The following is a 22683-nucleotide window of genomic DNA, read 5'->3' as shown; positions in this document are numbered from 1 at the left end:
CATGAATTTAGCCGATATGCTCAGCTATGCCGATATCCATGACTTGAGCCGTATCGCAAGAACGTATGAGTGCGAATGCAACGGACATTCCAAAAATGAGCTGATCCAATCCATCTTATCGACCGTATGCCGGAAGGACGTATTCGAGCGGCAGGTGGATGATTTGACCATGGAGGATATCCGATTTTTGAATTCCCTGATCTTCGACCCACGCGGCGCTTTCAGCCTGGAGGAACTTATCGCGCGGGTCCAGCAAAGCCGGTTTGTCAAAGATGAATCTGGAGAACCATGGAACCCAAGGGACATGATTAGCAGGTTTAAGCAGCGCGGCTGGCTGTTTAACGGGTATTCCCAACAAACGAGATATTTGTTCGAGGTCCCGGCCGATTTAAAGAAAAGGTTCGTTTCGGCTTTAGCAAAGCAATTTCAACAGCGTCTGATCGAGACGGAAGAGCCTGCGGTTTATCGGGATGAGCAGCAGCTGATTGTCGAGGATATCGGAAACTTCCTTCGCTTCCTGCGCAATCAGGAAGTGATGCTTACGGCAGAGAATGTGATGTACAAGCGGAATCTTCAGCAAATTCTGGAGACGTTGTCCGTTCGGGAAGAGCTGGTCCCCAAAACCGCCTGGAGATTTGGATACGGAAGAATGTTTCGGGATTACCCGAATCGCTTTTCCTTCATTTACGACTTTTGCTATTACAACGATTTGATTACCGAGCATAATCAGGTGCTGGCGTTAACGGAGCTCGGAAAGGCGAGAGTGGACGAACGGCAAAAGGAAGATCTGCTTCAAGTGTACCGCTTCTGGTTGAGGCTGTATAAAGGCGCCATCCCCAACTTGCAATCATTGGTACAATGGCTGGATAAGCTGGCCTCCCGCACATGGGTAACGGCCTCGTCGTTAAAGGAAGCGATCGGCCCGCTCATTCGTCCGTTCTATTATGACAGCCCAGACTCCATATTGGAGCAAAGAATTTTGCAAATGATGATGCATTTGGGACTCGTCAGGATCGGAGAGGATGAAGCTGCAGGCAGGGTCGTCCAGGTGACGAAGCTCGGCTCCAGTTTGATTGCAGGCATCTATGTTCCGGACGAGGACAAGATTGTGATCCCCTTTGACAACCCGTAAGACAGCCTGCTACAATCACTCCAAAACTTGGAGTCGAAGGAGTGTTCGTCATGCTGCACAGCTATAATGGGATCTTCCCTAAGATCCATCCGTCGGTTTATCTCGCCCCCGGAGTTCAGATCATCGGGGATGTGACGATTGAAGAAGGCGCGAGCATTTGGTTCAACACGGTACTGCGCGGAGATCTCGCTCCGATTCGAATCGGCCGGCGAAGCAATATTCAGGATGGCTGCGTAGGTCATGTGAACACGGATCAACCCCTGATAGTCGAAGAGGATGTTTCCGTCGGGCACGGCGCCATCATTCATGGCTGCCTTATAGGTAAAGGCACATTAATCGGGATGGGGGCGATTATCCTTAACGGCGCCACTATCGGTGAATATGCTTTAGTAGGTGCCGGTTCGCTTGTGACGGAAAACAAGACGATCCCCTCCCGTACATTAAGCTTAGGCTCACCGGCCGCCGTCGTACGCGAGTTGAAAGAATCCGACCTGGAGCGGATGAAACGGACGACTGACGGCTACGTGCTTCGCGGAATAGAGTACCGGGAGCAGGGCGGGAATCGGCAAGCTTAAACAGACTGGCTAGCTGTATCAAGTAACATTATATGAGTTCGTATTCTTGACCCGGTTGGAGGTAGGATTCATGGGCAAAATGAACGTATCTAACGACGTGATGCTGAGCTTGTTTGCGGAAATGGTGCTCGATGAGGCGCTGCGAAGGCATAAGGAGCAATATTTGTACAAGGAAATCGATCAAGCGTTAGCAAAGGGAGACGAGTCTGCGTTTCTTGCCTACACTACTGAGCTGAAGTCACTGCGCTCCCTGGGACCTCAATAGGTGTTATATAAAATAGGCGTTTTCTTGAAGACATATGAAGCGGATTCATATGTCTTTCTTTGTGTGCTAAAGTAGAGGGGACTAATGTATAGCAGGTATATAGGAAGGAGCAGAAGATACTATGAAATTCAGTGATATTGAAGAGCAAGGCTGGGACGAGCTGGCCCCCTTTCTGGACACTTGCTTGCTGCCTATCACGGGTATGACCGGAGCGGAGAAGCCGTGGGAAGCTACGCGGGCCTTGGAGGAGCTCAGAGACGTACTTGACGGGCTGGAGCAGCCGTTTAAAGGGAGGGTGGTCACGTATCCGGCCCTTCATTATTTGCCCGAAGGCGAGGCGGGGGAACTGCTGCTCGGCAGGCTGTGCGACAAGCTGCGGAGCTCCGGCTTTCGATATGTGATCGCCGTTACCGCCAAGTCGGAGGAGGAGCTCCCGCTCTTGAGGGGAAATCGCGATCTTCTTCTTCGCGTAACGCCCGAGGAGCTTGGAACAGCTCCCCAGGATACGAAGCGCAGGCTGATGGACGAAGTAACGGGTCTATGGGCGGGAAAACAATCCTAAACGTCTCATGTATGTTTCGTGGGAATATTGTTAATTCTATGTAAGCAAACAGGCATTTTCTGTGAGCAGGACAGTTGTGACAATTTCGTTAAAAGTAGTCTTCGAGCTTGCGGTAATGGTGGGCAGAGGCTATTCCCAATCCTTGACGCACCAGGTGTCGTAAGCTATTATTAGTAATGTCCTAAGTATATGATGTAAAGTTATGTCGAACGACTGATATATGTTGCAAAAGGGGGTAGAACGAGAATGAACGATCACACGAATCAAGATTCGCAGCATCAGGGTCAGAAGCCGGTGAAACGTCGCGAGATGTCCAGGCGGCAGTTTCTTTCCTATACCCTTGGCGGAGCCGGTGCCTTCATGGGAGCCGGTATGTTAGTCCCAATGCTTCGATTTGCAGTAGATCCTGTCCTTCAGCCGAAGACAGCTGCAGCATGGGTGAAGGTTGTGGAGGAGTCAAAGGTCACAGCGGAGCCGAAATCTTTCAAATTCAAGATTCATCAAGTGGATGGATGGTATGAGAGCGATCCTGAGCTTGAAGCTTGGATTTCCAAAGGCGCGGACGGCAAAATCTTCGCTTTGAATCCAACATGTAAGCATCTTGGCTGTACTGTTAACTGGAACGGAAATCCGGAATTCAAGGATCAGTACTATTGCCCTTGTCACGGCGCGCATTATACCGCTGAAGGCAAGACTCTTGCAGTAGCTCCGGTTTCGCTTGACGAGTACGAAGTGAAAGTGGAAGGCGGCTTCGTCTACGTCGGTCAATTGGGGCCGAACAAGAGGCACAAATAAGGAGGCGTAACATCAGATGTTTAAAAACGTCTATAACTGGATCGATGAACGTCTTGATATCACGCCGATGTGGAGAGACGTAGCGGACCATGAGGTTCCGGAGCACGTTAACCCGGCGCATCACTTCTCCGCTTTCGTTTATTGCTTTGGCGGATTGACATTCTTCATCACAGTTATTCAGATTTTGTCCGGTATGTTTTTGACGATGTACTATGTGCCGGATATTATTAACGCATACGCAAGTGTCGACTACCTGCAGCACAAGGTAGCATTCGGCGTCATTGTACGCGGTATGCACCACTGGGGAGCGAGCTTGGTTATTGTTATGATGTTCTTACATACCCTTCGGGTTTTCTTCACAGGCTCTTATAAAGCGCCTCGTGAAATGAACTGGGTTGTTGGAATGCTGATTTTCTTCGTCATGCTGGGTCTTGGTTTGACAGGCTACCTGCTTCCATGGGATAACAAAGCCTATTTTGCCACCAGCGTTACGCTCAAGATTGTAGAATCCGCACCGCTGATTGGACCATATGCCAAATCCTTCCTGCAAGGCGGCGAGATTGTCGGGGCCCAAACGTTAACGAGATTCTTTGCTTTGCACGTGTTCTTCTTGCCTGGCGCTTTGCTGGCGCTGCTCGCCGGACACTTCTTCATGATCCGCAAGCAAGGGATTTCCGGTCCTCTATAATCAAACCGATCTTGACAATGTAAGTTTTCGATTCGAGAAAACGAAAAGGAGGGGCAAATCGTGGCTCACGGTCCTAAATCTGACGAAAAAATTGTTTATGTTGGAGATTCCCGCGTGCGTGTCAAAACGTCGCGCCCGGTGCAACCTGATTTCTCCGCATATCCCGGAAAATCGGAAGTCTTCATTCCGAACTTCCTTCTGAAGGAATGGATGGTAGCTGTCGTCGTGCTGGTCGGTATTCTAGTATTGACCATGTCCGAAGCAGCGCCGCTAGGTTATCCGGCGGATCCGACGAATACGGCATTTATTCCAATGCCGGACTGGTACTTCCTGTTTATGTACCAGCTTCTGAAGTACCCGTATACTTCAGAGGGCTACTTGATTTTTGGTACGGTTGCTATTCCTGGTATCGCCTTTGGAGCTTTGCTTTTGGCTCCTTTCCTGGATACGGGGAAAGAACGACGTTTCTATCGTCGTCCGATCGCTTCTGCTCTTATGCTGCTTAGCTTGGTTGCTGCAGGTTACTTGACCATTGTTTCTTGGTCTCACTATCAGCACGAGCTGAAAGATAAAAACATCATCCCAGAGCACATTAAGCGTGAGCAAGAGGCGCATGCAGCAAAAGGTCAAGGCGGCAGTGAAGGCGGCGCACCGAAGAAGCAAGCGGCTGCTTCCATTGTTGCAGCGGATGATCCTGCTGCTGAAATTTACAAAAAATCAACTTGCGTAGCATGTCACGGCGGCGAATTGAAGGGAATGCCTTCCAATGGAGTTCCGGCGCTTCGCGGCGTAGGCGACAAGCATGACAAAGCTGCGATCTTGAACATCATGAAACAGGGTGTAGGCAATATGACAGCCCAATATGATGCGAATATCAAAGGCGGCTTAACCGATGCCGATATGGATAAGCTGGCCGACTGGCTCGCTCGTCAAAAGAAATAAAACACCAAACCTGATCGCTAACCCTGCGGTCAGGTTTTTTTAAATGAAGCTACGGGAGGAACCCCCTTGTCGCAATGGAGCTTGTCATACTTTTTCTCAAAAGAGTTTTTAGGAAGCAGATGGATGCTCTGGGGACTCTTTTGGACCAATCTGCTAGGAACCGCGTACGGGTACATATGGTATGGAAACCAGCTGAAATTCACGATCGAATTTTACCCGGCATGGCTGCTGCCGTTCGTCCCGGATAGTCCGACAGCAAGCTTGTTCTTTACATGGTTTCTTTTTTATTTGCTTATTTCCGGATCGAGGGAAAACGAAAACCCCTTCGAGGTCAAGAGAGGAAGCGGGCTGCGAAGCTTTGTTGAGGCGTTTGCCGTCGTGACTTCCATTAAGTATGGCGTATGGGCGGTAGCCATGATCTTCTGGGGAGCTTCTCAGGGAGATCCGCTGGGCTGGCAGGATTGGATGCTTTCTATATCCCATCTGGGTATGGCGGCCGAAGCGCTGCTGTATTGGCGGTTCTTCCAATATCGCTGGCCGGCCATCCTGTTGGTTGCGGTTTGGACGTTCAGCAACGATTATATGGATTACGGAATCGGAATTTACCCTTGGCTGCCTGATGTGCTTGAGGATGATCTCAGCAAGATTGCCGCTTTCTCGATCGGCTTAACGGTTGCTTGTGTTATCCTAGCGGTGCTTCTGTGGATTTGGCGAGAAAAGAGCGCAGCAGCTAGTAGAAAGTCGGTCTAAAGTCGGACATCCCCCCATAGGATGAAGTTAGGAGGGGATGTCCGATGTTTTTTGCGATGAGGAGAAAGTGGACGGGCCTAATCGCTGTATTGGCTTTGGCTTCTCAGGTATTGATCGGATGCGGTCAAGCCGTGAGGTCGGAAGGGGAGGCTGCTCCGAAGCCTAGTCAGGAGCAGCTGCAGCGCGTCGAGCTGCTGAATCAAACGGCGGATGAAATGTACAAAAAAGTAATGCAGGGGGATGTGGCCGGCGGCAAGGTCGTTCTTCAGCAGCTTAGCGATCAAGTAACGCAAATTCGGTTTGAGGGGATCACTTCGTTAGAAGGGATCAATGCTTTAACCGAAACGGTTACGGAGGCCAAAAAGGTTTTTAACGCGGCTCAGTTCAGTCAAGAAGAGGGACAGGTGTCTACCGCCAAGATTCGTTTGGCTACCGATGCCTTAACTCACACGAACAATCCGATGTGGCTTCAGTATTATAAGCTGCTGCTGGAGGATGTGGAAGGTCTCGAGTCGGCAGCGAAAAATCAGCAGAAGACGGAGCTGCAAAAGGTGTATCGGAATTGGGAGCAGCATTATGGGATTATACACCCAAGCCTCTTGATTAGCCGGAATCCGTCCGATGTGGAGAAGCTGGACTCTCTTACCGTCTTCATGAAGCAGCAGATCCTGTCGGCTCAGGATCCGTATACGCAGATGCTGCAGATCCTTCCTCAGGTACGTCAGTCACTAGACAAGCTTTTCATGAAAAAGGAGGCTACCGCCTACTTGCCGATGGCGGAGCCGCAGAACCCGATTCTTTGGACGCTGACAATCGGGTCTGTCATTCTGGCAGCGCTCATTTTTGCAGGCTGGCGCCTTTCCAAGAAGGATGATGGTCTGGTAACCGTCCGAAAGCCGGAAGAAGGCTGAACCGATTACTCGGGCTTAAAGCCCTCACCCACGACGTCGTGAACTTCATCGATGATGATGAAGGCACGAGGATCGATCGACTGGATGAGGTCTTTAAGCCTTTTCATTTCATTACGGGAAATCACGCAGTATACAAGATGTTTGGATTGCTTCGAATAGGCGCCGATGACGGGTAACAGCGTGGCTCCTCGGCCCAGCTCCTTATGTATCGTTTCGGCAACACGGTCCGCGTGGTCGGTGATGATGGAGAACGCCCTTGCTGCGTAAGCTCCTTCGATGATAATATCGATCATTTTGGTCGTAATAAAGACGGCAACGAAGGTATACAGTATTTTTTCCTTCGGAATGAAAAAGAACGAGGCCCCGATAACCAGCGCATCGAAAGCAAGAATCACTTGGCCCATGCTCCAGCCCATCAGCTTGTTGCCGATGCGGGCAATAATATCAGACCCGCCCGTAGTGCCCCCGTACCGAAAAACAATCCCAAGCCCGATCCCCAAAGTAAACCCTGCATAGGCTGTTGCCAGAAAGTAATCCGTTTCCGTACGAAACGGAACGATCCAGCCTTTATGAATGGAAACCTCCATTACCCACAAGAAGAAGGATACCGCCAGCGTGCCGACGATTGTATACAGCAAGGAGCTTCTTCCAAGGATTTTCCAGCCGAGAATAAATAACGGTACGTTCATTACTAAGGTTGTAGCCGAAGGAGGAAGGTGGAAAATATAATTTAGCAAAAGTGCAATCCCTGTTATACCGCCTTCCATGAGCTCATTGGAAATGACAAAGTAATGAAGTCCAAAGGCATAAATAGCCGATCCGAGCAAAATGGGCAAAATATTTTTAATTTTTGACTGCAGCGATTCCTGACTCATGAGCCTTTCCCCCAAACGTATCTATTGTCGGCATGGTTAGTTTGCCAAGTCACGTCAAAAAAAATTTGTCTTTTCCCCTCGTTTTGCGTTAACATGGTGTAGAAACTTATTTTCTTCAAGTAGGTGGGTGTTGTATCCCTAATGAATGATCGTTCGTTAAAGGACCTCCAGGCGGAGGTAGATCAATACATATCTCAGTTCAAGGAAGGTTATTTCCGTCCGATGACGATGCTGGCCCGAATGACGGAGGAAGTCGGCGAGCTGGCCCGCGAGGTGAATCACCAATTCGGCGAGAAGCCAAAGAAGCCTACTGAGGCTGACAATTCCATCGAGCTGGAGCTCGGAGACATTTTGTTCATTACGATGTGCTTTGCGAATTCGCTGGGCATCGATTTAACGGAGGCACATGACAAGGTCATGCATAAATTCCGCACCCGGGATGCCGACAGATGGACGAAAATTAACACCGACAGCTAGTCTCCTTCATATGCTGTACCATCACCCTTTTTCAGGTTATGCTTCCGAGTGAAGCTTTCCCTAAGGGAAAGGACCAAGGAGGTGATGGTTTTATGAATGGAGAAGAAGCGATCAGAAAAGCGTATGCATCCATCCTTATGCACGATTTCGAGCAAGCCATCGCCTGGTTCGAGCAAGCGATTCAATTAGACCCGAGCAATGCAGTTTATCATTATAAACTATCTATAACCTATGCTAGAAGCAATAAGCTGGAGCGTGCCATTCACCACGCGGGACGTGCAATGGAGCTGGAGCCGCAGGATGAGCACTATCAGTTTCATTATCAGCAGCTGCAGGCGAGGGAGCGTGTTCGACAGGCTGAGAAGCTGCTGGAGGAATCGGAAAACGGACATTGGATGGCTGTCGCATTGCTGCAGGAAGCCATTAAGCTGGATCCTCTTGCGTTAGAGGCATTTCTGCTGCTTGGTATTGCGAAGGCGCAGCAGCAGGAATTCAGCGATGCGATCCAGGCGATCAAGGAAGTATTGAAGCTGGATCCGCAGCATAGTCTTGGCAATCGGTTATTGGCCGAGTATCAGAGTAAGTGGAAGCAGTATATTGAACCTATATATCCCAAGCAATCGTAATCGGAAAGGAACTGGTTAAGCGCATGAGTCCAATCAAAGTAGCAGTAGCAGGCGCAACCGGCCGTATGGGCCGAGAGGTTGTCAAGCTTGCTCTAAATGATCCGGAATTACAATTGGTGGCGGCTGTCGGACGGTCCCAGAGCCTAGAGCTGGATGCCGGACGAATGGTCGGGCTGGACCCTTGCGGTGTCCTAATAAGCAGCGACCTGGAAGGAGCCCTGGTGGAATCGAAGCCTGACGTTCTGGTTGACTTCACGACGCCGCAGACCGTATTGTCCAACGCCCGCCTGGCGATAAAGCACAAGGTTCGTCCCGTACTCGGGACGACGGGCTTTACGCCCCAGGATATCGAGGAGCTGGACAAGCAATGTAAGGAACAGGGCATCGGGGGGCTGATTGCACCTAACTTCTCCATCGGCGCGATTCTGATGATGAGGTTTGCTCAGCAGGCGGCCAAGCATTTTCCGCATCTCGAAATTATCGAGTACCACGGGGACCAGAAGCTGGATGCGCCTAGCGGTACCGCTATCAAGACGGCGGAGCTGATATCGGAGGCGCGCGAGGAGCTGCGTCAGGGCAATCCGCAGGAGCATGAAACGCTGGAAGGTGCAAGGGGAGGCTATTATAACGGGTTCCGAATACATAGTGTCCGTTTGCCCGGAGTATTTGCCCAGCAGGAGGTCGTCTTCGGCGCCTTTGGCCAAACCTTGAAGATTCGCCATGATTCCTACGACCGTGCGGGCTATATGCCGGGCGTTAAAGTTGGAGTACAGAAGGTTATGGAATACACCGGTATGGTATACGGCTTTGAACATTTTATAGAGTAGAGGATGGAGGACCAAGCGTTCCGGTATCGTGCCGGAAGCTTGTCCTCGCTGTGCAGGAGGCGAAGGTAATGGGGATGAAGATAGCATTAATCGCACACGATCGTAAAAAAGAAGAAATGGTCAATTTCGTTATTGCCTATGAAACGGTGTTTGAGCATCACCAGCTCTATGCCACGGGAACGACAGGTACACGGATCATGGAAAGCACAAAGCTGAATGTGCATCGATTCATGTCCGGTCCTCTTGGCGGAGATCAGCAGATCGGCGCTTTGGTAGCGACCAATGAGATGGATTTGATCATCTTCCTGAGGGATCCGCTTATGGCACAGCCGCACGAACCGGATATCATTGCACTGCTGCGTCTTTGCGACGTTCAGGGCATTCCTTGTGCTACGAATATTGCCACCGCCGAGATTCTAGTCAAAGCGTTGGACCGCGGAGATTTTGCCTGGAGAGAGCTTGTCCATAAATATAAGCCGGGGGCCATAGAATAATGGAAACCCTAGATATTCTTATTTTCGGGGCGCATCCGGATGATGCGGAGATCGGGATGGGCGGAACGATTGCCAAGCATACCGGGGCGGGGCTGAAGTTGGGTATCTGCGACCTTACCTTGGCGGAAATGTCGTCAAACGGTACTGTAGAAAGCAGGCAAATGGAGGCTCAAGAGGCTGCCAGGGAGCTTGGACTGGTTATGCGAAGCAATCTGAAGCTGCCGGACCGCGGCTTGTTCCTTACACCGGAGCCGATTGAACGGATTGTCGCAGAAATTCGCAAATGGCGGCCGCGTCTCGTGTTCGCTCCTTATTGGGAGGATCGACATCCGGATCATATCGCATGCAGCAAGCTCGTTCAGGAAGCGGTGTTCAATGCGAAGCTTCGTCGTTATAAACCGGAGCTGCCCGCGCATACCGTAGAAGAGACGTATTATTATTTCATCAATGATGTATATGAACCGGATGTTATAGTAGATGTGACGGCTGTTTATGATCGGAAAACAGCGGCGCTGAAAGCGTACCGCACACAGTTTGATGCTGCAAAGTCCGGAAACGATTACGTCAATACGCCGCTGAATCAGGGCTACCTTGAACGTGTGGAAGCGCGAGACCGATTGCTGGGTCAGAAGCGCTTGTTTCCTTATGCAGAGGGTTTTGTATGTAAAGCACCATACGTAGTCGATCGATTCTGACATCGGCGAATGGGGGAGGCCAAACCATGAGTAAGCCTAAGGATCGTTTGAAAATCGGGATCACCTGTTACCCTACGCTCGGCGGCTCCGGGGTTGTAGCCACCGAGCTCGGCAAGCTGCTAGCCGAGAAGGGGCACGAGGTTCATTTTATTACGCACAGCATGCCGTTTCGGCTTGGTAAGTTCGATAAAAATATTTTTTATCACGAAGTGGAAGTCAACGATTATTACGTGTTCAAATATCCGCCATACGATCTTTCGCTCGCCAGTAAGCTGGCGCAGGTCGCTAAGCTGGAGGAGTTGGATTTGCTGCATGTGCACTATGCGATTCCTCATGCGGTATGCGCGCTGATTGCCAAGCAGATGGTAGGAAGCAACCTGAAGGTTGTGACAACGCTCCACGGAACGGATATCACGGTGTTGGCGCACGATGAGTCCTTAAGCGATCTCATCCGCTTTGCCATCAATGAGAGTGACGCGGTTACGGCGGTTTCGCAGGATCTCATTAAAGAGACACGTGAGCTGCTGGCTATAGATAAGCCGATTGATTTGGGTTATAACTTTGTCGATAAAAGGGTGTATTATCCTCGGGAGGTTGCGGCGCTTAGGAAGGAATTCGCGCAGCCTGATGAAAAAATACTTATTCATATCTCGAACTTCCGACCGGTGAAGCGAGTGACCGACGTCGTCGAAGTGTTCGATCGCGTGCAAAAAGACATTCCGGCAAGACTCCTCTTTGTCGGAGAAGGTCCGGAGCTGTCCAAGGTGTTATGCAAGGTGAAGGAGCGGGGACTCCTTGACCGGGTAACGTTCTGCGGGAAACAGGACGACGTGGCGCAGCTTCTCTCGCTGGCGGACGTTATGCTGCTGCCATCGGAGAAAGAAAGCTTCGGTCTGGTAGCCTTGGAGGCAATGGCCTGCGGCGTACCGACCATCGCATCGAATGCCGGGGGGATTCCGGAGCTGATTACGCACGGGGAAACCGGATATTTGGCGGAGATCGGGGATGTGGAGCAAATGGCGGAATACGCCAAGATATTGCTGTCCGACCAGGCTAATTACGATAGGATCAGAGAAGCCTGTCTGCATAGAGCTCGCTTCACATTCTGTAACGATATCATAACAAGACAATATGAAGAGATATACTATCGCGTGCTGCAGCGCAGCATGCCGGAGGATTTGCGGTTAAAGCCGATGAACTGTTAACAATAAAGGAAGAGTGCATGATGAATGATAAGGATGTCGCTTCCCGGTCCGGACCGCTGGAGCAAGGAGCGATGAAGATTGTAGAAACGCTCACGGATAGAGGCTACGAAGCCTATCTGGTGGGCGGCTGTGTTCGTGACAAACAGCTTCAGCGTCCGGTGAAGGATTATGACATCGCCACCTCGGCCCGTCCGGAGCAGGTGCAGAAGCTGTTTGAGCGGACCATTCCAACGGGGCTTCAGCATGGAACGGTTACGGTGATGATCGACAAAGAGCCTTATGAGGTCACGACCTTCCGCAGGGAAGCGGAGTATGAAGCTTTCCGTCGTCCGACGGAGGTGGAATATATCGATAATTTGCTGGAGGACTTGCAGCGGCGCGATTTTACGATGAACGCCATGGCGATCAATCGGGCCGGTGAGCTTGTGGATCCTTTCGGTGGACGGCAGGACCTTGAGCGAGGCGTGCTGCGCTGTGTAGGGAATCCGGTGGAGCGATTCGGAGAAGACGCTCTCCGGATTTTTCGCTGCCTGCGCTTTGCCTCGGAGTATGACTTGACCATTGAAGAGACTACGTGGGCCGGATTGCTGGCACAGGTTCCGCTTCTGAAGCATATTGCATTAGAGCGTGTAAGAGCCGAGCTGGAGCGGATGATGGAAGGGCGAAATCCGCAGACGGCGCTTCGCTTGCTGATCGAGAGCCGCGCCTTGTCTTTTGTGAAAGAAAAGCTGTTGCTTGCAGATTTGGACAAATTTGAACAGGACCTGCCGCTGCTTGAGGGGCTTGCTTCGGAGCAGAGGTGGGCTTGTTTGTACATGCGAATAGGCGCAAGCTCGGCGGAAGCGAAGGAGGACCTTCACGTGCTGACGTTCTCCAATCAAAGGATTGAAGCCGTAAGCAGGATTCTGCTTGCTCAGGAAACGCTCGAGGAGCTGCGTGCAGCACAAACGGACGAGTCTGAAGCTTGGAAGCTAAGCGTGCTTCATGCAGGTATGGCAGCCGTCCGAGGACTAGCCGCCATCATCACTAAGGAATTGGATGAAGTGACGGTCTGGCTTGACGAGATGCCGGTAACGGAAATGAAGCAATTGGAGATCTCGGGGAAAGATTTAGTAGGCGCTTTTGACATGAAGGCAGGTCCATGGGTTGGCAAGGTGCTTTTGCAGCTGCTGCAGCAAGCGGCCCTGGGCCGACTCTCGAACGAGCGTGATGCGCTCTTGAAGGAGGCAAAGGCGGTCTACAGCAAGGTACAGGTGATACAGACATGAAAGATCTAATGGAGCTGTTTGAGGACGCAAACGGCGCTTTTCTTTCCGGCGAAGAGCTGAGCAGCAAGCTGGGCATAAGCAGGACGGCTGTTTGGAAGCAAATCGAGAAGCTTCGCGAGCAGGGCTATCAGTTTGAAGCGGCATCCCGCAAAGGGTACCGGCTAAAGACGAAGCCGGACAAGCTCGAGCTGACGGATTTACTGACAAAGCTGGCTACCAAGCGGCTTGGCCGAAGCATCAAATTCTACGAATCGGTGGACTCCACGCAAAACGTTGCTCACCAGCTGGTGAACGAAGGGGCGGCCGAGGGGACGATTGTTCTCGCGGATAAGCAAACCGCCGGCCGAGGACGCATGGGGCGCAAATGGCATTCTCCGCAGGGCAAGGGGATATGGGTCAGTATCATTCTCAGGCCGGCTATTCCTCTGCAATTCACTCCCCAGTTGACGCTCTTGGTAGCCGTTGCCTTATGCAGGGCGATTCGGGCGTTCACGGAGCTTCCCGTAGGCATTAAATGGCCGAACGATCTTCTCATTAACGGCAAGAAAATTTGCGGGATCTTGCTTGAGTCCAGCGCGGAGGATGAAAGGCTGAAGCATGTGATAGCCGGTGTGGGGATCAGCGCCAATCTGGTTGCCGACGATTTTCCCCCGGACATTCGTGAGGTCGCAACCTCCTTGGCGATGGAATTAGGCAAACCGCTGGACCGCACCGAGCTCCTGTGCCGGTTCCTTCTGGAGCTGGAACAGTTGTACGAGCTCTACTTGACGGAAGGCTTCGCTCCGATCAAGCTGCTGTGGGAGGCGCTCAATGTTTCGCTTCATCGGCCCGTCCGTTCCCAGACGCCCCAGGGAGTCATTGAAGGCATAGCCGAGAGCATGGACGATTCAGGCGCTCTAGCGGTAAGGCATGCGGACGGGACATTGACCAAAATTTACTCGGGTGATGTCGAATTCAGATGACGTACTCTTCGGATTCTGGTATAATCTGTGTATGCGGCGGCTGTATCCTTTTGAGGAACGGCACGCGGCATAACAGTTTGACCTCGCAATACTGGAGTTACACAACTTCATAGCTTTCGTTTTGAAATATGTCGGATTCTGCTCTGAGCCATTCGGACCGAGACAGAAGGATCATATGAGACTGCGTACATGTGAACCTTTTCGCCTCTTTTTGGAGATGGCCGGAAGGTTTTTTTGCTGTATAGAAATACTATGGATACCATAGAGGAAGCAGGTGAACGGATGGAAACACGCAAGCCCATAACAACTTCGAAGCTGAAGAAGATGAAGCAGGACGGACAGCCGATCAGTGTCATCACGGCTTATGATTATCCTTCCGCCCAATTGGCGGAGCAAGCAGGGGTGGACGTCATTCTGGTGGGGGATTCCCTGGGGAACGTGGTGCTCGGCTATGACTCGACGATTCCGGTGACCGTAGAAGATATGATTTACCATTCAAGGGCGGTTACACGGGCTGTGAAATCCACCTTCGTCGTAACGGATATGCCCTTTATGACTTACCACGGGAGCATCGATCGAACGCTTCAGCATGCTGGCAGAATCATGCAGGAGGGTTTAGCTAAAGCGGTGAAGCTGGAAGGCGGGCGCGAAATCATTCCTGCCGTCAAAGCGCTGGTTCAAGCGGGGATCCCGGTGATGGGCCATATTGGCCTTACGCCGCAGTCCATTCACCAGATCGGCGGGTATAAGGTTCAGGGCAAAAACTCGGCGCAAGCGAACCAGCTGCTGGAGGATGCTCTTGCCATTGAGGAAGCAGGCGCTTTCTCTATCGTGCTGGAGCTGGTAACGGATGAAATCGCCGAGCTGGTAACGAAACGGCTGACCATCCCCACAATAGGGATCGGGGCGGGAGCCGGATGCGACGGACAAGTGCTTGTGTTCCATGATGTGCTCGGCTACGCCGCAGAAATTCATCCGAAACGATTCGTCAAAACGTATGCCAACGTGGGAGAAATCGTTCGCAGCGGAATCAACCAATATGTGCAAGACGTGAAGCAGCGGAAATTCCCTGCACCGGAGCACTCCTTCCATGCCGATGCGGAACTCGCTGGAGCTTTATACGGAAACGAACGGAAAGAGTAGGGGGAACATAATTCATGCAGGTCATTCGTGCTATACAAGAGCTTCGAGAGTCCATTCGAACACTAAGGGCCGCGAAAGCGGGAGCAACAATAGGCTTTGTGCCTACCATGGGTTATCTCCATCAAGGTCACGCCTCCTTGCTGGAAGCTGCAAGAGCCCAGTGTGATCTTGTAGTGCTTAGCATCTTCGTCAATCCGCTGCAGTTCGGACCGAATGAGGACTTTGACAAGTACCCGCGGGATGAAGAGAGAGACCTGGCCGTTGCAAAGGATGCCGGAGCGGATATCGTATTTTTCCCTCAGGTGCAGGAGATGTACCCGAAGCCGACCAAAACCAAGGTGACGGTAGAAGGGGTTACGGAGCGGCTTTGCGGAGCCTCAAGACCGGGACATTTTGACGGAGTCGCGACCGTTGTTACGAAGCTGTTCAATATCGTCCAGCCGGATTTGGCGTATTTCGGGATGAAGGATGCTCAGCAGGTGGCAGTGATCGAGCAAATGGTTCATGATCTGAACATGCCGGTAACCATCGTGCCGCGGCCGACGCTTCGGGAAGCGGACGGTCTTGCTTTAAGCTCCCGGAACGTGTATTTGAACGAAGAGGAACGAAAGCAAGCATTGGTGCTGTCCCAGTCGCTTCGCATGGCAGAAGAGCTGTTAGGCGGGAGCTCTGCATCTTCGGTAACCCCATCCCAAGTGGTGAATGCGGTTCGCAGCCATATCGAGACGGCGCCGCTGGCCGTGATCGACTATGCCGAGCTGCTGGCTTACCCATCCTTGGAGCCCGTCGAAAGCCTGAAGCAAGTGGACCGGGTCATCCTGGCCCTTGCCGTAAAGTTCGGGAAAACCCGATTAATTGATAACACCATTATCCGCATATCCTAATACTTCAGGAGGCGATTGCCTTGTTTCGTACAATGCTAAAATCCAAAATCCACCGCGCCACCGTCACGGAAGCCAATCTGAATTATGTCGGCAGTATTACCATCGATCAGGATCTTCTGGATCTGGTGGATATGCTTCCTAACGAGAAGGTTCAGATTGTCAATAATAACAACGGTGCCCGTTTTGAAACTTATATTATTCCGGGTCCCCGGGGAACCGGCGTCATTTGTCTGAACGGAGCCGCTGCACGGCTTGTCCATCCCGGCGATACAGTTATCATTTTATCGTATGTCATGATGACCGAGGAAGAGGCACGCAAGCATACACCTCACATAGCCATCATGGGTGAGAATAATAAAGTAGTCAGTGTACTAAAGGAAGAAATTCATTCCACCATTCTGTAACAAGGAATGAAAATGAGCCGGTTTACGCACAATGTAGATACAATTCAGAGGCTCAAGGTGGGATGCAAACATGTTCAAACATCTTTTTGCTTCCATGAATGACATGTTGGACGAAGTGATGTCGCAGTACCCTTCCGCTTCCGGTTCCAAGAAACGTGAGCTTCATGAAAAGTTGCGCGCACTAAAGGCGATGAGCGACGATTGTATCGAAGAGTGGCTGCTGCTTGAGGAGAAAATGGGGCAGTTTATGAATGCCAACAGCATCAGTTTATCGGGGCCGGCAGCCTTAGGCGCGGATCCGTTTGACCCCGAAATAGCGGGAAAACGATCGGATCTGTTCATTCGGGGTCAAGGCTTCTATAAGCTGAGCATGTTTGAAGAGGCCATTCAGGAATTTGAGGCGCTCATACAGAATGAGCCGAATTTTACCCTAGGGCGTATTTATTTGGCTATGTCCTATTTAAAGAAGGGCGATGCACAGGAAAGCTACAGCCAATTTCAGTTTCTGTCTCAGCTTACCGAGAATTTACAGATGAAGGCCATTTCCTTCAATGCCATGGGTTGTATTCAGGCGCAAAATCAGAATTTGGAGAAAGCCTGCGAGTTTTTCAATTTGGCTTACCGGACCGACCCTTCCAGCGTCGAACCATTGATCGAGCTCGGGATGTGCAAGGAAAAGAAAGGCGGACTTCAGTTTACCTTCCAATCCGGCCGGCATTCGTAGGCAGAAGATAACTATTCCCTTTTCCGCTCCGAACTGATATTCTATAGGAATAGAGAGTGGAAATGAAGGGATTGACCATACAGCAATGAAATTCGCCGTATTGGATTTTGAGACAACGGGAAGCACGTCTTCCGATCGCATTATTCAAGTAGGTCTGTGCATTGTTAACGATTTAGAGATTTCGGACAGGTATACTTCACTGGTCCATCCAGGGATAAGTATACCTTCTTCAATTACAGCCTTAACCGGCATAGATGACGAAATGGTAAAGGATGCGCCTTCGATCGATTCCGTAATTGCCGAGATGGTTCCTCTGCTGCAGGATAGCGTCCTGGTAGGACATAATGTCGGTTTCGATCTTAGCTTTCTCCAGAGGGCTCTCGATGAAGAGGGGTATTATCCTTTCGACGGACGAGTGCTGGATACGATGGATACCCTTCGTATGCTGTATCCCGGTTTGTCCAGTCTGCAGCTGAGCATGGTATGCCAAGCCTTCGACATCGTTCATGAACGGCCGCATCAGGCCGATAGCGATGCCGAGGTGACTGCCTTAATTTGGCTTCGCTGCATGGAACGGCTGCAATCGCTTCCCCTGCTGACACTACAGCGGCTGGAGATGGTTCTTGAGGATCAGGTTGGCGATCTCGGTTGGTTAATTCACGAGCTGCGCACTTACAAAGAAATGCACGCCTCTGCCGGCTCCGATCCTCATGAAGACCGCTACTTCAGGCAGTTCGCCTTGAATGTAAGCGATTGGGGTGAAGAGGAGGAGGAAAGGGATCCTCAGGAAATCAAACGGATGCCGGATGACTTCGGAGCCTTCTACACTCAGTTGAAGGCCTTAATGCAGCAAAGCTTCGGCGCCTATGAGGAACGGGAGTCCCAGGTGCAGATGCTGAACAATGTGGAAAGCGCGTTCCAGAAGGAACAACACCTCATGATTGAAGCGGGTACGGGTACGGGGAAATCACTCGGCTACCTGATTCCCTCCCTCTATTACGGGCTGAAAAATGAGAAAAAGGTTGTCGTATCCACCCACACGATCAATTTGCAGGAACAGCTGCGTGAGAGGGATATCCCTCTGCTCAAGGAGCTTTTTCCCGTTCCATTCAAGGCGGGAATTCTTAAGGGACGGAGTCATTATCTTTGCTCCCGCAAATTCGAGGCGAAGGTCAATACGCTGGACTTCGAGAACGGCCGCGAGGACCGCGTTACCGCGGCGCAAATGATTGTGTGGCTCGGAGAGACGAAACACGGGGATGACGAAGAGCTTCATTTCTCAGGCAAGGGCCAGCAGTTTTGGTATTCGGTCTCCAGCGACGCTGAGTCTTGTTTGAACCGCGCATGTCCGTGGTTTAAAAAATGCTTCTATCATCGGGCAAGGCACGAAGCCAACAATGCGGATGTCGTTATCACGAATCATTCCTTATTATTTACGGATGTTGTGGCGGAAAACCGCGTGCTGCCGGGGTATAAGCATTTGGTCATCGATGAAGCGCATCACTTTGAGGAAGTGGCCAGCAAGCATTTAGGAATTGAGCTTCATTATCATGGGCTCTCCGGTACGCTGCTATGGCTCTATAAGGATGCGCGTACAGGACAGCTCTCCCTGCTCAAGCAGAAGCTGGCCCGATTCGAGAAGGATATTACGCAGAAATGGTGCTCGATGATAGAGGAAATCGTTCCGAGGCTTATCGCTTTGAAGGAGCAGTGGGATGAGCTGACCGAGGTTCTTTATCAGCTGCTGGCGTCCCGAAGCGATGCTTCGCAAACCGAAGGCAATACGATGGTGCTTCGGCTGAGAAAGGACAGCTTGCCGAACGGCTGGGATAAGCTGATGGTTATGGAAGAGAATATGCAGCTTCATTTTACTGAGGTGAACAAGAAGCTGGATCGTCTACTTACGGAGGTTAAGGAGCTGCAGGATGAGTATGACGCCGCAAGCCTTGTGACGGACTTAAGCGGAACCGTGAAACAGCTGCTTCGACACAAAGATGCGCTGCACTTTTTCATGACCATGGCAGATGAGAATTATGTATACTGGCTCGAAGCGGGTCATTATAATAAAGCGCGTTCGCTTCAGCTGAGCAGCGTGCCGATGGATGTCAGCAGTCTGCTGAAGCAGTACTTCTTCGATGCAAAGGAAAGTGTTGTGATGACCTCAGCAACGCTCTCCGTCGGTAAGTCCTTTGACTATACCTGCGAGCAGCTTGGACTGCAGACTCAGGACGACAATAAGCTGGTGACCGTACAGCTGCCGTCTCCGTTTAATTACCGTGAGCAAGCCCTGGTGGTTATTCCGCGGGATTTTCCAAGTATTCGGGGCAACGTTGGGGAGAAGGAGTTTGTGGACAAGCTGATTTTATCCCTTGCGGAGGTCGCACTTGAGACCAAGGGACGCATGCTGGTGCTGTTTACCTCCAACCGGATGCTGAAGGCAGCTCACGCCGGACTTAAGGATATGCTTTCTCCCTTCGGCATTCAGGTGCTGGGACAAGGCGTAGACAGCAGCAACCGAAGCAAGCTGACACGGATGTTCCAAAATCACCCCGCAAGCGTATTGCTCGGCACCAGCAGCTTCTGGGAAGGGGTTGACATTCCGGGGAATGCGTTAAGCTGCCTGGCCATTGTCAGGCTTCCCTTTCAGCCTCCGAATCATCCGCTGGTGGAAGCGAAAACGGAAAACCTCAAGAAGCTTGGCCAAAACCCGTTTATGAAGCTTTCCGTACCGCAAGCGGTCATTCGCTTCAAGCAGGGCTTCGGCCGGTTGGTTCGAACGGCCTCCGACCGCGGCATCGTGCTGGTGTATGATACCCGCGTGATCGATACGAACTACGGCAAATATTTTTTATATTCACTGCCGGGCCCCAAAATAGAGCATATGAACACCAGTCAGCTCGTACCGAGAATTAAGCAGTGGATGGGTGAGAAGGAACAATGAAAACACCGAAAATTTCGGAAGCGGTCGTACGTCGGCTGCCGATCTATTTACGATTTCTAAATGAATTAAGCAAAAATCATGTTCAAACGGTATCCTCGCAGGATCTGGGACAAAAGCTTGACTTAAATCCTGCGCAAATCCGGAAGGATCTTGCCTATTTCGGTGAGTTCGGAAAAAAAGGGATCGGTTACGACGTCGATTACCTCATTGAAAAAATTCGACAAATTCTGAAGTTGGATAAAGTTATCCCCGTAGGGCTTGTAGGAGCGGGAAACCTGGGGAGAGCCCTCTGCAATTATAATGCCTACTTGAAAGACAATATGAAAATTGTAGCGGTGTTTGACGCGCATGATTCGAAGGTTGGGGAATCCATAAACAACCTGAAGGTGAAGCCTATGAAAGAGCTGAAGACAACAGTTGAGGCTCACCGCATTCGTATAGGGATCATCACTGTTCCGGCCGTTGAGGCACAACAGGTGGCGAACCAGTTTGTTGAGGCCGGGGTAGAGGCGATTCTGAACTTTGCTCCGATTATCATCAAGGTTCCCGCCGACGTTCGTGTCCATCATGCGGATTTCACAACGGAGCTGCAAAGCTTGGCTTACTATTTGGAGGATGAAGCAGATAAATAAGATGGGAATGCAAAAGCCCGGTCACTTAAGAGTGGCCGGGCTTGTCTTATTACGAAAAGACGAAAACAACTTTGTACAACAGGAAGGCGAGAATCATACTAATCGGGATCGTAATGATCCATGTCATGACCATTCGTGTTACGGTTGCCCACTTCACGTCATGGAACCTCAAGACGGCTCCAGAGCCGATAATGGAGGAGGAAATAACATGAGTCGTAGAAAGCGGCATTCCCATGGCCGTAGAAGTCTGGATCACAATCGATGAGTTCAAATCGGAAGCAAAGCCGTTGATCGGTTCGATCTTTAACAGCTTACGGCTCATCGTTTTGATAATTCTCCAGCCGCCGATGGAGGTCCCAAGCCCCATCGCGGTCGCGGCGGCAAGCTTAACCCACAAAGGCACATCCAGCGAGCTTTGGTATTGCAGCGCGACTAAACCGAATACGATGATACCCATTGCCTTCTGTGCGTCATTCCCGCCATGGGAGAAGGAGAGAAGTCCGGCGGAAAGGATTTGGAAGAACCGAAAGGTTCGATTGAGCTTGGATCTGGAATTATTACCGGATACAAGTACAATTCTCTTAATGATCCACATAATGATAAATCCTGTAGCAAAAGCCACGATCGGGGACAGGATCAAGATCACGATGATCTCCTTAAAGCCTGCCCAGTTGACCGACTGCATTCCGGCGCCGGAGATGACCGCACCTGCCAGGGAGCCGATTAAGGTATGTGACGAAGAGGAAGGAATCCCATAGTACCAAGTGAGCAGATTCCATATAATCGCGGAAAGCAGAGCGGCGATAACGATATAAACTCCATTTTCGATCGTAGCCGGGTTGGCAATTTTACCGCCTACGGTTTTCGCAACCTCCGATGAATAAATGGCGCCGACAAAGTTTAGGACGGCAGCGTAAATGACAGCGAATCGGGGAGATAACGCCCGGGTTGAGATGGACGTAGCAATGGCATTGGCCGTATCGTGAAACCCGTTGATGAAGTCAAAGAGCAGGGCAAGGGCAACGATAACGATAATTAAGGTTAACATGATTTCCTCCTACTTTTACTGTAGCGCATTCCCGCGGCTTGAGCTTAGGAATAACGGAGTACGACGCTATCCAGAATATTGGCGACGTCCTCGCAAGCATCGGTTGTTTGCTCCAGGCGCTCATACAGCTCTTTCAATTTGAAATCATGATAAGGATCCGTCGGGTTTTTGAAGATGTCGCGAATACCCTCCCGCATAAGGCGGTCCCCTTCGTTCTCCAAGCTGTTGATCTTGACGGTGTGCTCCGTAATTTGCATATATTTCTTCTTCGCAAGGAGCTTAAAGGCATCCAGGATGTGCTGGCAGCTGGCAACGATGACAGCAGAAAACTCCTGCATATATTTATCGGAAACATGCAGGTCCATATAATCGAAACGGGCAATAGTTGCCTCGATGCCGTCAAGCACATCGTCTACCTTGGAGGTAAGCTCAAGGATATCCTCACGGTCGAGCGGAGTTATGAAAACCTTGTTCAGACCCTTGAAGATGGTGTGCGTAATTTCATCGCCCTGATGCTCAAGATCACGCAATTGCGGGTAGTACGTTGCGGGGGACTCGTTGCCCATAACTGCTGTGCGGAACATTTGAGCTGCGTGAAGCGTGTTCTCTGCCGCTTTGATGAGAAGAAGCAGGAAATCCGTGTCGTTCTTTTTGGTGAAAAGCATGGGATGAAAATCCTCCTTAGGGATGGAAATATATATTGATTAACAAAAGCTTAACAATATCGTTCGAGTTATGTAGACAAGAATCCTCAAATTTACACAAAATTAAAAATAACATAGGTGGAAGGGGCAATGCAATCTTAGTTTATCCAAAATATGATATGTGCATGAAAAGAGAATCATTATTCGAAAGTTT

26 protein-coding genes are annotated in these 22683 nt (G+C 50.8%); 23 read left to right on the top strand and 3 right to left on the bottom strand.

What is annotated here, in order from left to right; all coding sequences use genetic code 11:
• The first annotated feature begins 1 nt into the window (after position 1).
• The 9 genes from RAC89_RS02645 to RAC89_RS02605 all read left to right on the top strand — a co-directional run bounded on the left by RAC89_RS02645 (position 2) and on the right by RAC89_RS02605 (position 6620).
• Complete coding sequence (locus RAC89_RS02645) at positions 2–1132, top strand: hypothetical protein (protein WP_306611570.1); 1131 nt, start codon at positions 2–4, stop codon at positions 1130–1132.
• 50 nt (positions 1133–1182) lie between these two features.
• A complete protein-coding gene (locus RAC89_RS02640) occupies positions 1183–1707 on the top strand; it encodes a gamma carbonic anhydrase family protein (RefSeq protein WP_284640195.1) in 525 nt (174 codons plus the stop codon).
• 70 nt (positions 1708–1777) lie between these two features.
• On the top strand, positions 1778–1972 hold the full coding sequence (locus tag RAC89_RS02635) for an IDEAL domain-containing protein (RefSeq protein ID WP_284640193.1): 195 nt from the start codon (positions 1778–1780) through the stop codon (positions 1970–1972).
• A 121-nt stretch (positions 1973–2093) separates the two neighbouring features.
• A complete protein-coding gene (locus RAC89_RS02630; protein WP_306611569.1) occupies positions 2094–2534 on the top strand; it encodes a DUF2487 family protein in 441 nt (146 codons plus the stop codon).
• A 246-nt stretch (positions 2535–2780) separates the two neighbouring features.
• Positions 2781–3329 carry a QcrA and Rieske domain-containing protein gene (locus tag RAC89_RS02625; protein ID WP_284640190.1) on the top strand — a complete coding sequence of 183 codons (549 nt, stop codon included), beginning with the start codon at positions 2781–2783 and terminating at the stop codon, positions 3327–3329.
• 16 nt (positions 3330–3345) lie between these two features.
• Positions 3346–4017, top strand: a complete 672-nt coding sequence (gene qcrB, locus RAC89_RS02620; RefSeq protein ID WP_284640188.1) for a menaquinol-cytochrome c reductase cytochrome b subunit — start codon at positions 3346–3348, stop codon at positions 4015–4017.
• Positions 4018–4077: 60 nt separating this feature from the next.
• Positions 4078–4959: a menaquinol-cytochrome c reductase cytochrome b/c subunit gene (locus RAC89_RS02615; RefSeq protein ID WP_306611567.1), complete on the top strand. Its 882-nt coding sequence runs from the start codon at positions 4078–4080 to the stop codon at positions 4957–4959.
• 123 nt (positions 4960–5082) lie between these two features.
• On the top strand, positions 5083–5709 hold the full coding sequence (locus RAC89_RS02610) for a DUF1405 domain-containing protein (RefSeq protein WP_306611566.1): 627 nt from the start codon (positions 5083–5085) through the stop codon (positions 5707–5709).
• A 44-nt stretch (positions 5710–5753) separates the two neighbouring features.
• On the top strand, positions 5754–6620 hold the full coding sequence (locus RAC89_RS02605) for a sporulation protein YpjB (RefSeq protein WP_306611564.1): 867 nt from the start codon (positions 5754–5756) through the stop codon (positions 6618–6620).
• A 5-nt stretch (positions 6621–6625) separates the two neighbouring features.
• Here RAC89_RS02605 and RAC89_RS02600 read toward each other — a convergent pair whose 3' ends face one another.
• A complete protein-coding gene (locus tag RAC89_RS02600) occupies positions 6626–7495 on the bottom strand; it encodes a YitT family protein (RefSeq protein ID WP_306611563.1) in 870 nt (289 codons plus the stop codon).
• A 141-nt stretch (positions 7496–7636) separates the two neighbouring features.
• Between RAC89_RS02600 and RAC89_RS02595 the strand changes: the two genes are divergently transcribed.
• The 14 genes from RAC89_RS02595 to RAC89_RS02530 all read left to right on the top strand — a co-directional run bounded on the left by RAC89_RS02595 (position 7637) and on the right by RAC89_RS02530 (position 20777).
• Positions 7637–7972: a nucleotide pyrophosphohydrolase gene (locus RAC89_RS02595; protein ID WP_284640179.1), complete on the top strand. Its 336-nt coding sequence runs from the start codon at positions 7637–7639 to the stop codon at positions 7970–7972.
• A gap of 92 nt (positions 7973–8064) precedes the next feature.
• Positions 8065–8598, top strand: coding sequence for a tetratricopeptide repeat protein (locus RAC89_RS02590; protein ID WP_306611561.1), 534 nt, complete (start codon positions 8065–8067; stop codon positions 8596–8598).
• 23 nt (positions 8599–8621) lie between these two features.
• Positions 8622–9425 (top strand): 4-hydroxy-tetrahydrodipicolinate reductase, encoded by an 804-nt coding sequence (gene dapB / locus RAC89_RS02585; protein ID WP_284640175.1) that lies wholly within the window; start codon positions 8622–8624, stop codon positions 9423–9425.
• A gap of 74 nt (positions 9426–9499) precedes the next feature.
• Positions 9500–9919, top strand: a complete 420-nt coding sequence (locus tag RAC89_RS02580) for a methylglyoxal synthase (protein ID WP_284644897.1) — start codon at positions 9500–9502, stop codon at positions 9917–9919.
• Entirely contained in the window at positions 9919–10614 is a 696-nt protein-coding gene (gene bshB1, locus RAC89_RS02575) for a bacillithiol biosynthesis deacetylase BshB1 (protein ID WP_306611559.1), read from the top strand. The genes RAC89_RS02580 and bshB1 overlap by 1 nt, the downstream gene beginning before the upstream one ends.
• A gap of 26 nt (positions 10615–10640) precedes the next feature.
• Entirely contained in the window at positions 10641–11819 is a 1179-nt protein-coding gene (gene bshA, locus RAC89_RS02570) for an N-acetyl-alpha-D-glucosaminyl L-malate synthase BshA (RefSeq protein ID WP_284640172.1), read from the top strand.
• 17 nt (positions 11820–11836) lie between these two features.
• On the top strand, positions 11837–13087 hold the full coding sequence (locus RAC89_RS02565; RefSeq protein WP_306611557.1) for a CCA tRNA nucleotidyltransferase: 1251 nt from the start codon (positions 11837–11839) through the stop codon (positions 13085–13087).
• Positions 13084–14049 (top strand): biotin--[acetyl-CoA-carboxylase] ligase, encoded by a 966-nt coding sequence (locus RAC89_RS02560; RefSeq protein ID WP_306611556.1) that lies wholly within the window; start codon positions 13084–13086, stop codon positions 14047–14049. Before RAC89_RS02565 ends, RAC89_RS02560 begins: the two co-directional genes overlap by 4 nt.
• Before the next feature lie 282 nt (positions 14050–14331).
• Complete coding sequence (panB, locus tag RAC89_RS02555; protein WP_306616029.1) at positions 14332–15192, top strand: 3-methyl-2-oxobutanoate hydroxymethyltransferase; 861 nt, start codon at positions 14332–14334, stop codon at positions 15190–15192.
• Between the two features lie 14 nt (positions 15193–15206).
• Entirely contained in the window at positions 15207–16076 is an 870-nt protein-coding gene (gene panC, locus RAC89_RS02550; RefSeq protein WP_306611554.1) for a pantoate--beta-alanine ligase, read from the top strand.
• 20 nt (positions 16077–16096) lie between these two features.
• Entirely contained in the window at positions 16097–16480 is a 384-nt protein-coding gene (gene panD, locus RAC89_RS02545) for an aspartate 1-decarboxylase (RefSeq protein ID WP_284640162.1), read from the top strand.
• 70 nt (positions 16481–16550) lie between these two features.
• The gene (locus tag RAC89_RS02540; RefSeq protein WP_306611553.1) at positions 16551–17204 is read left to right on the top strand and encodes a tetratricopeptide repeat protein; all 654 of its coding nucleotides are present in this window, start codon (positions 16551–16553) and stop codon (positions 17202–17204) included.
• A gap of 85 nt (positions 17205–17289) precedes the next feature.
• Positions 17290–20145, top strand: coding sequence for an ATP-dependent DNA helicase DinG (gene dinG / locus RAC89_RS02535; RefSeq protein ID WP_306611552.1), 2856 nt, complete (start codon positions 17290–17292; stop codon positions 20143–20145).
• Complete coding sequence (locus RAC89_RS02530; protein ID WP_306611550.1) at positions 20142–20777, top strand: redox-sensing transcriptional repressor Rex; 636 nt, start codon at positions 20142–20144, stop codon at positions 20775–20777. The genes dinG and RAC89_RS02530 overlap by 4 nt, the downstream gene beginning before the upstream one ends.
• Before the next feature lie 49 nt (positions 20778–20826).
• On the opposite strand, the gene RAC89_RS02525 is transcribed toward RAC89_RS02530, so the two are convergent.
• Both RAC89_RS02525 and RAC89_RS02520 read right to left on the bottom strand, forming a co-directional pair.
• Positions 20827–21825, bottom strand: coding sequence for an inorganic phosphate transporter (locus RAC89_RS02525; protein ID WP_306611548.1), 999 nt, complete (start codon positions 21823–21825; stop codon positions 20827–20829).
• A gap of 44 nt (positions 21826–21869) precedes the next feature.
• Entirely contained in the window at positions 21870–22490 is a 621-nt protein-coding gene (locus RAC89_RS02520) for a DUF47 domain-containing protein (RefSeq protein ID WP_284640154.1), read from the bottom strand.
• Positions 22491–22683 lie beyond the last annotated feature (193 nt).

Source organism: Paenibacillus sp. GD4 (assembly GCF_030846225.1).
Lineage (GTDB): Bacteria > Bacillota > Bacilli > Paenibacillales > NBRC-103111 > Paenibacillus_G > Paenibacillus_G silviterrae.
Note: the sequence above shows the minus strand (reverse complement) of the source record. Positions and strands in the feature narration are given on the sequence as shown.

Coding starts and splice junctions, on each gene's coding strand:
- RAC89_RS02520 (WP_284640154.1), bottom strand. CDS start 22,490: ATGCTTTTCACCAAAAAGAACGACACGGATTTCCTGCTTCTTCTCATC.
- RAC89_RS02565 (WP_306611557.1), top strand. CDS start 11,837: ATGATGAATGATAAGGATGTCGCTTCCCGGTCCGGACCGCTGGAGCAA.
- bshB1 (WP_306611559.1), top strand. CDS start 9,919: ATGGAAACCCTAGATATTCTTATTTTCGGGGCGCATCCGGATGATGCG.
- dinG (WP_306611552.1), top strand. CDS start 17,290: ATGAAATTCGCCGTATTGGATTTTGAGACAACGGGAAGCACGTCTTCC.
- RAC89_RS02525 (WP_306611548.1), bottom strand. CDS start 21,825: ATGTTAACCTTAATTATCGTTATCGTTGCCCTTGCCCTGCTCTTTGAC.
- RAC89_RS02645 (WP_306611570.1), top strand. CDS start 2: ATGAATTTAGCCGATATGCTCAGCTATGCCGATATCCATGACTTGAGC.
- RAC89_RS02600 (WP_306611563.1), bottom strand. CDS start 7,495: ATGAGTCAGGAATCGCTGCAGTCAAAAATTAAAAATATTTTGCCCATT.
- RAC89_RS02635 (WP_284640193.1), top strand. CDS start 1,778: ATGGGCAAAATGAACGTATCTAACGACGTGATGCTGAGCTTGTTTGCG.
- RAC89_RS02605 (WP_306611564.1), top strand. CDS start 5,754: ATGTTTTTTGCGATGAGGAGAAAGTGGACGGGCCTAATCGCTGTATTG.
- RAC89_RS02630 (WP_306611569.1), top strand. CDS start 2,094: ATGAAATTCAGTGATATTGAAGAGCAAGGCTGGGACGAGCTGGCCCCC.
- dapB (WP_284640175.1), top strand. CDS start 8,622: ATGAGTCCAATCAAAGTAGCAGTAGCAGGCGCAACCGGCCGTATGGGC.
- bshA (WP_284640172.1), top strand. CDS start 10,641: ATGAGTAAGCCTAAGGATCGTTTGAAAATCGGGATCACCTGTTACCCT.
- panB (WP_306616029.1), top strand. CDS start 14,332: ATGGAAACACGCAAGCCCATAACAACTTCGAAGCTGAAGAAGATGAAG.
- panC (WP_306611554.1), top strand. CDS start 15,207: ATGCAGGTCATTCGTGCTATACAAGAGCTTCGAGAGTCCATTCGAACA.
- RAC89_RS02580 (WP_284644897.1), top strand. CDS start 9,500: ATGAAGATAGCATTAATCGCACACGATCGTAAAAAAGAAGAAATGGTC.
- qcrB (WP_284640188.1), top strand. CDS start 3,346: ATGTTTAAAAACGTCTATAACTGGATCGATGAACGTCTTGATATCACG.
- RAC89_RS02625 (WP_284640190.1), top strand. CDS start 2,781: ATGAACGATCACACGAATCAAGATTCGCAGCATCAGGGTCAGAAGCCG.
- RAC89_RS02610 (WP_306611566.1), top strand. CDS start 5,083: ATGCTCTGGGGACTCTTTTGGACCAATCTGCTAGGAACCGCGTACGGG.
- RAC89_RS02595 (WP_284640179.1), top strand. CDS start 7,637: ATGAATGATCGTTCGTTAAAGGACCTCCAGGCGGAGGTAGATCAATAC.
- RAC89_RS02590 (WP_306611561.1), top strand. CDS start 8,065: ATGAATGGAGAAGAAGCGATCAGAAAAGCGTATGCATCCATCCTTATG.
- RAC89_RS02540 (WP_306611553.1), top strand. CDS start 16,551: ATGTTCAAACATCTTTTTGCTTCCATGAATGACATGTTGGACGAAGTG.
- RAC89_RS02530 (WP_306611550.1), top strand. CDS start 20,142: ATGAAAACACCGAAAATTTCGGAAGCGGTCGTACGTCGGCTGCCGATC.
- RAC89_RS02640 (WP_284640195.1), top strand. CDS start 1,183: ATGCTGCACAGCTATAATGGGATCTTCCCTAAGATCCATCCGTCGGTT.
- RAC89_RS02560 (WP_306611556.1), top strand. CDS start 13,084: ATGAAAGATCTAATGGAGCTGTTTGAGGACGCAAACGGCGCTTTTCTT.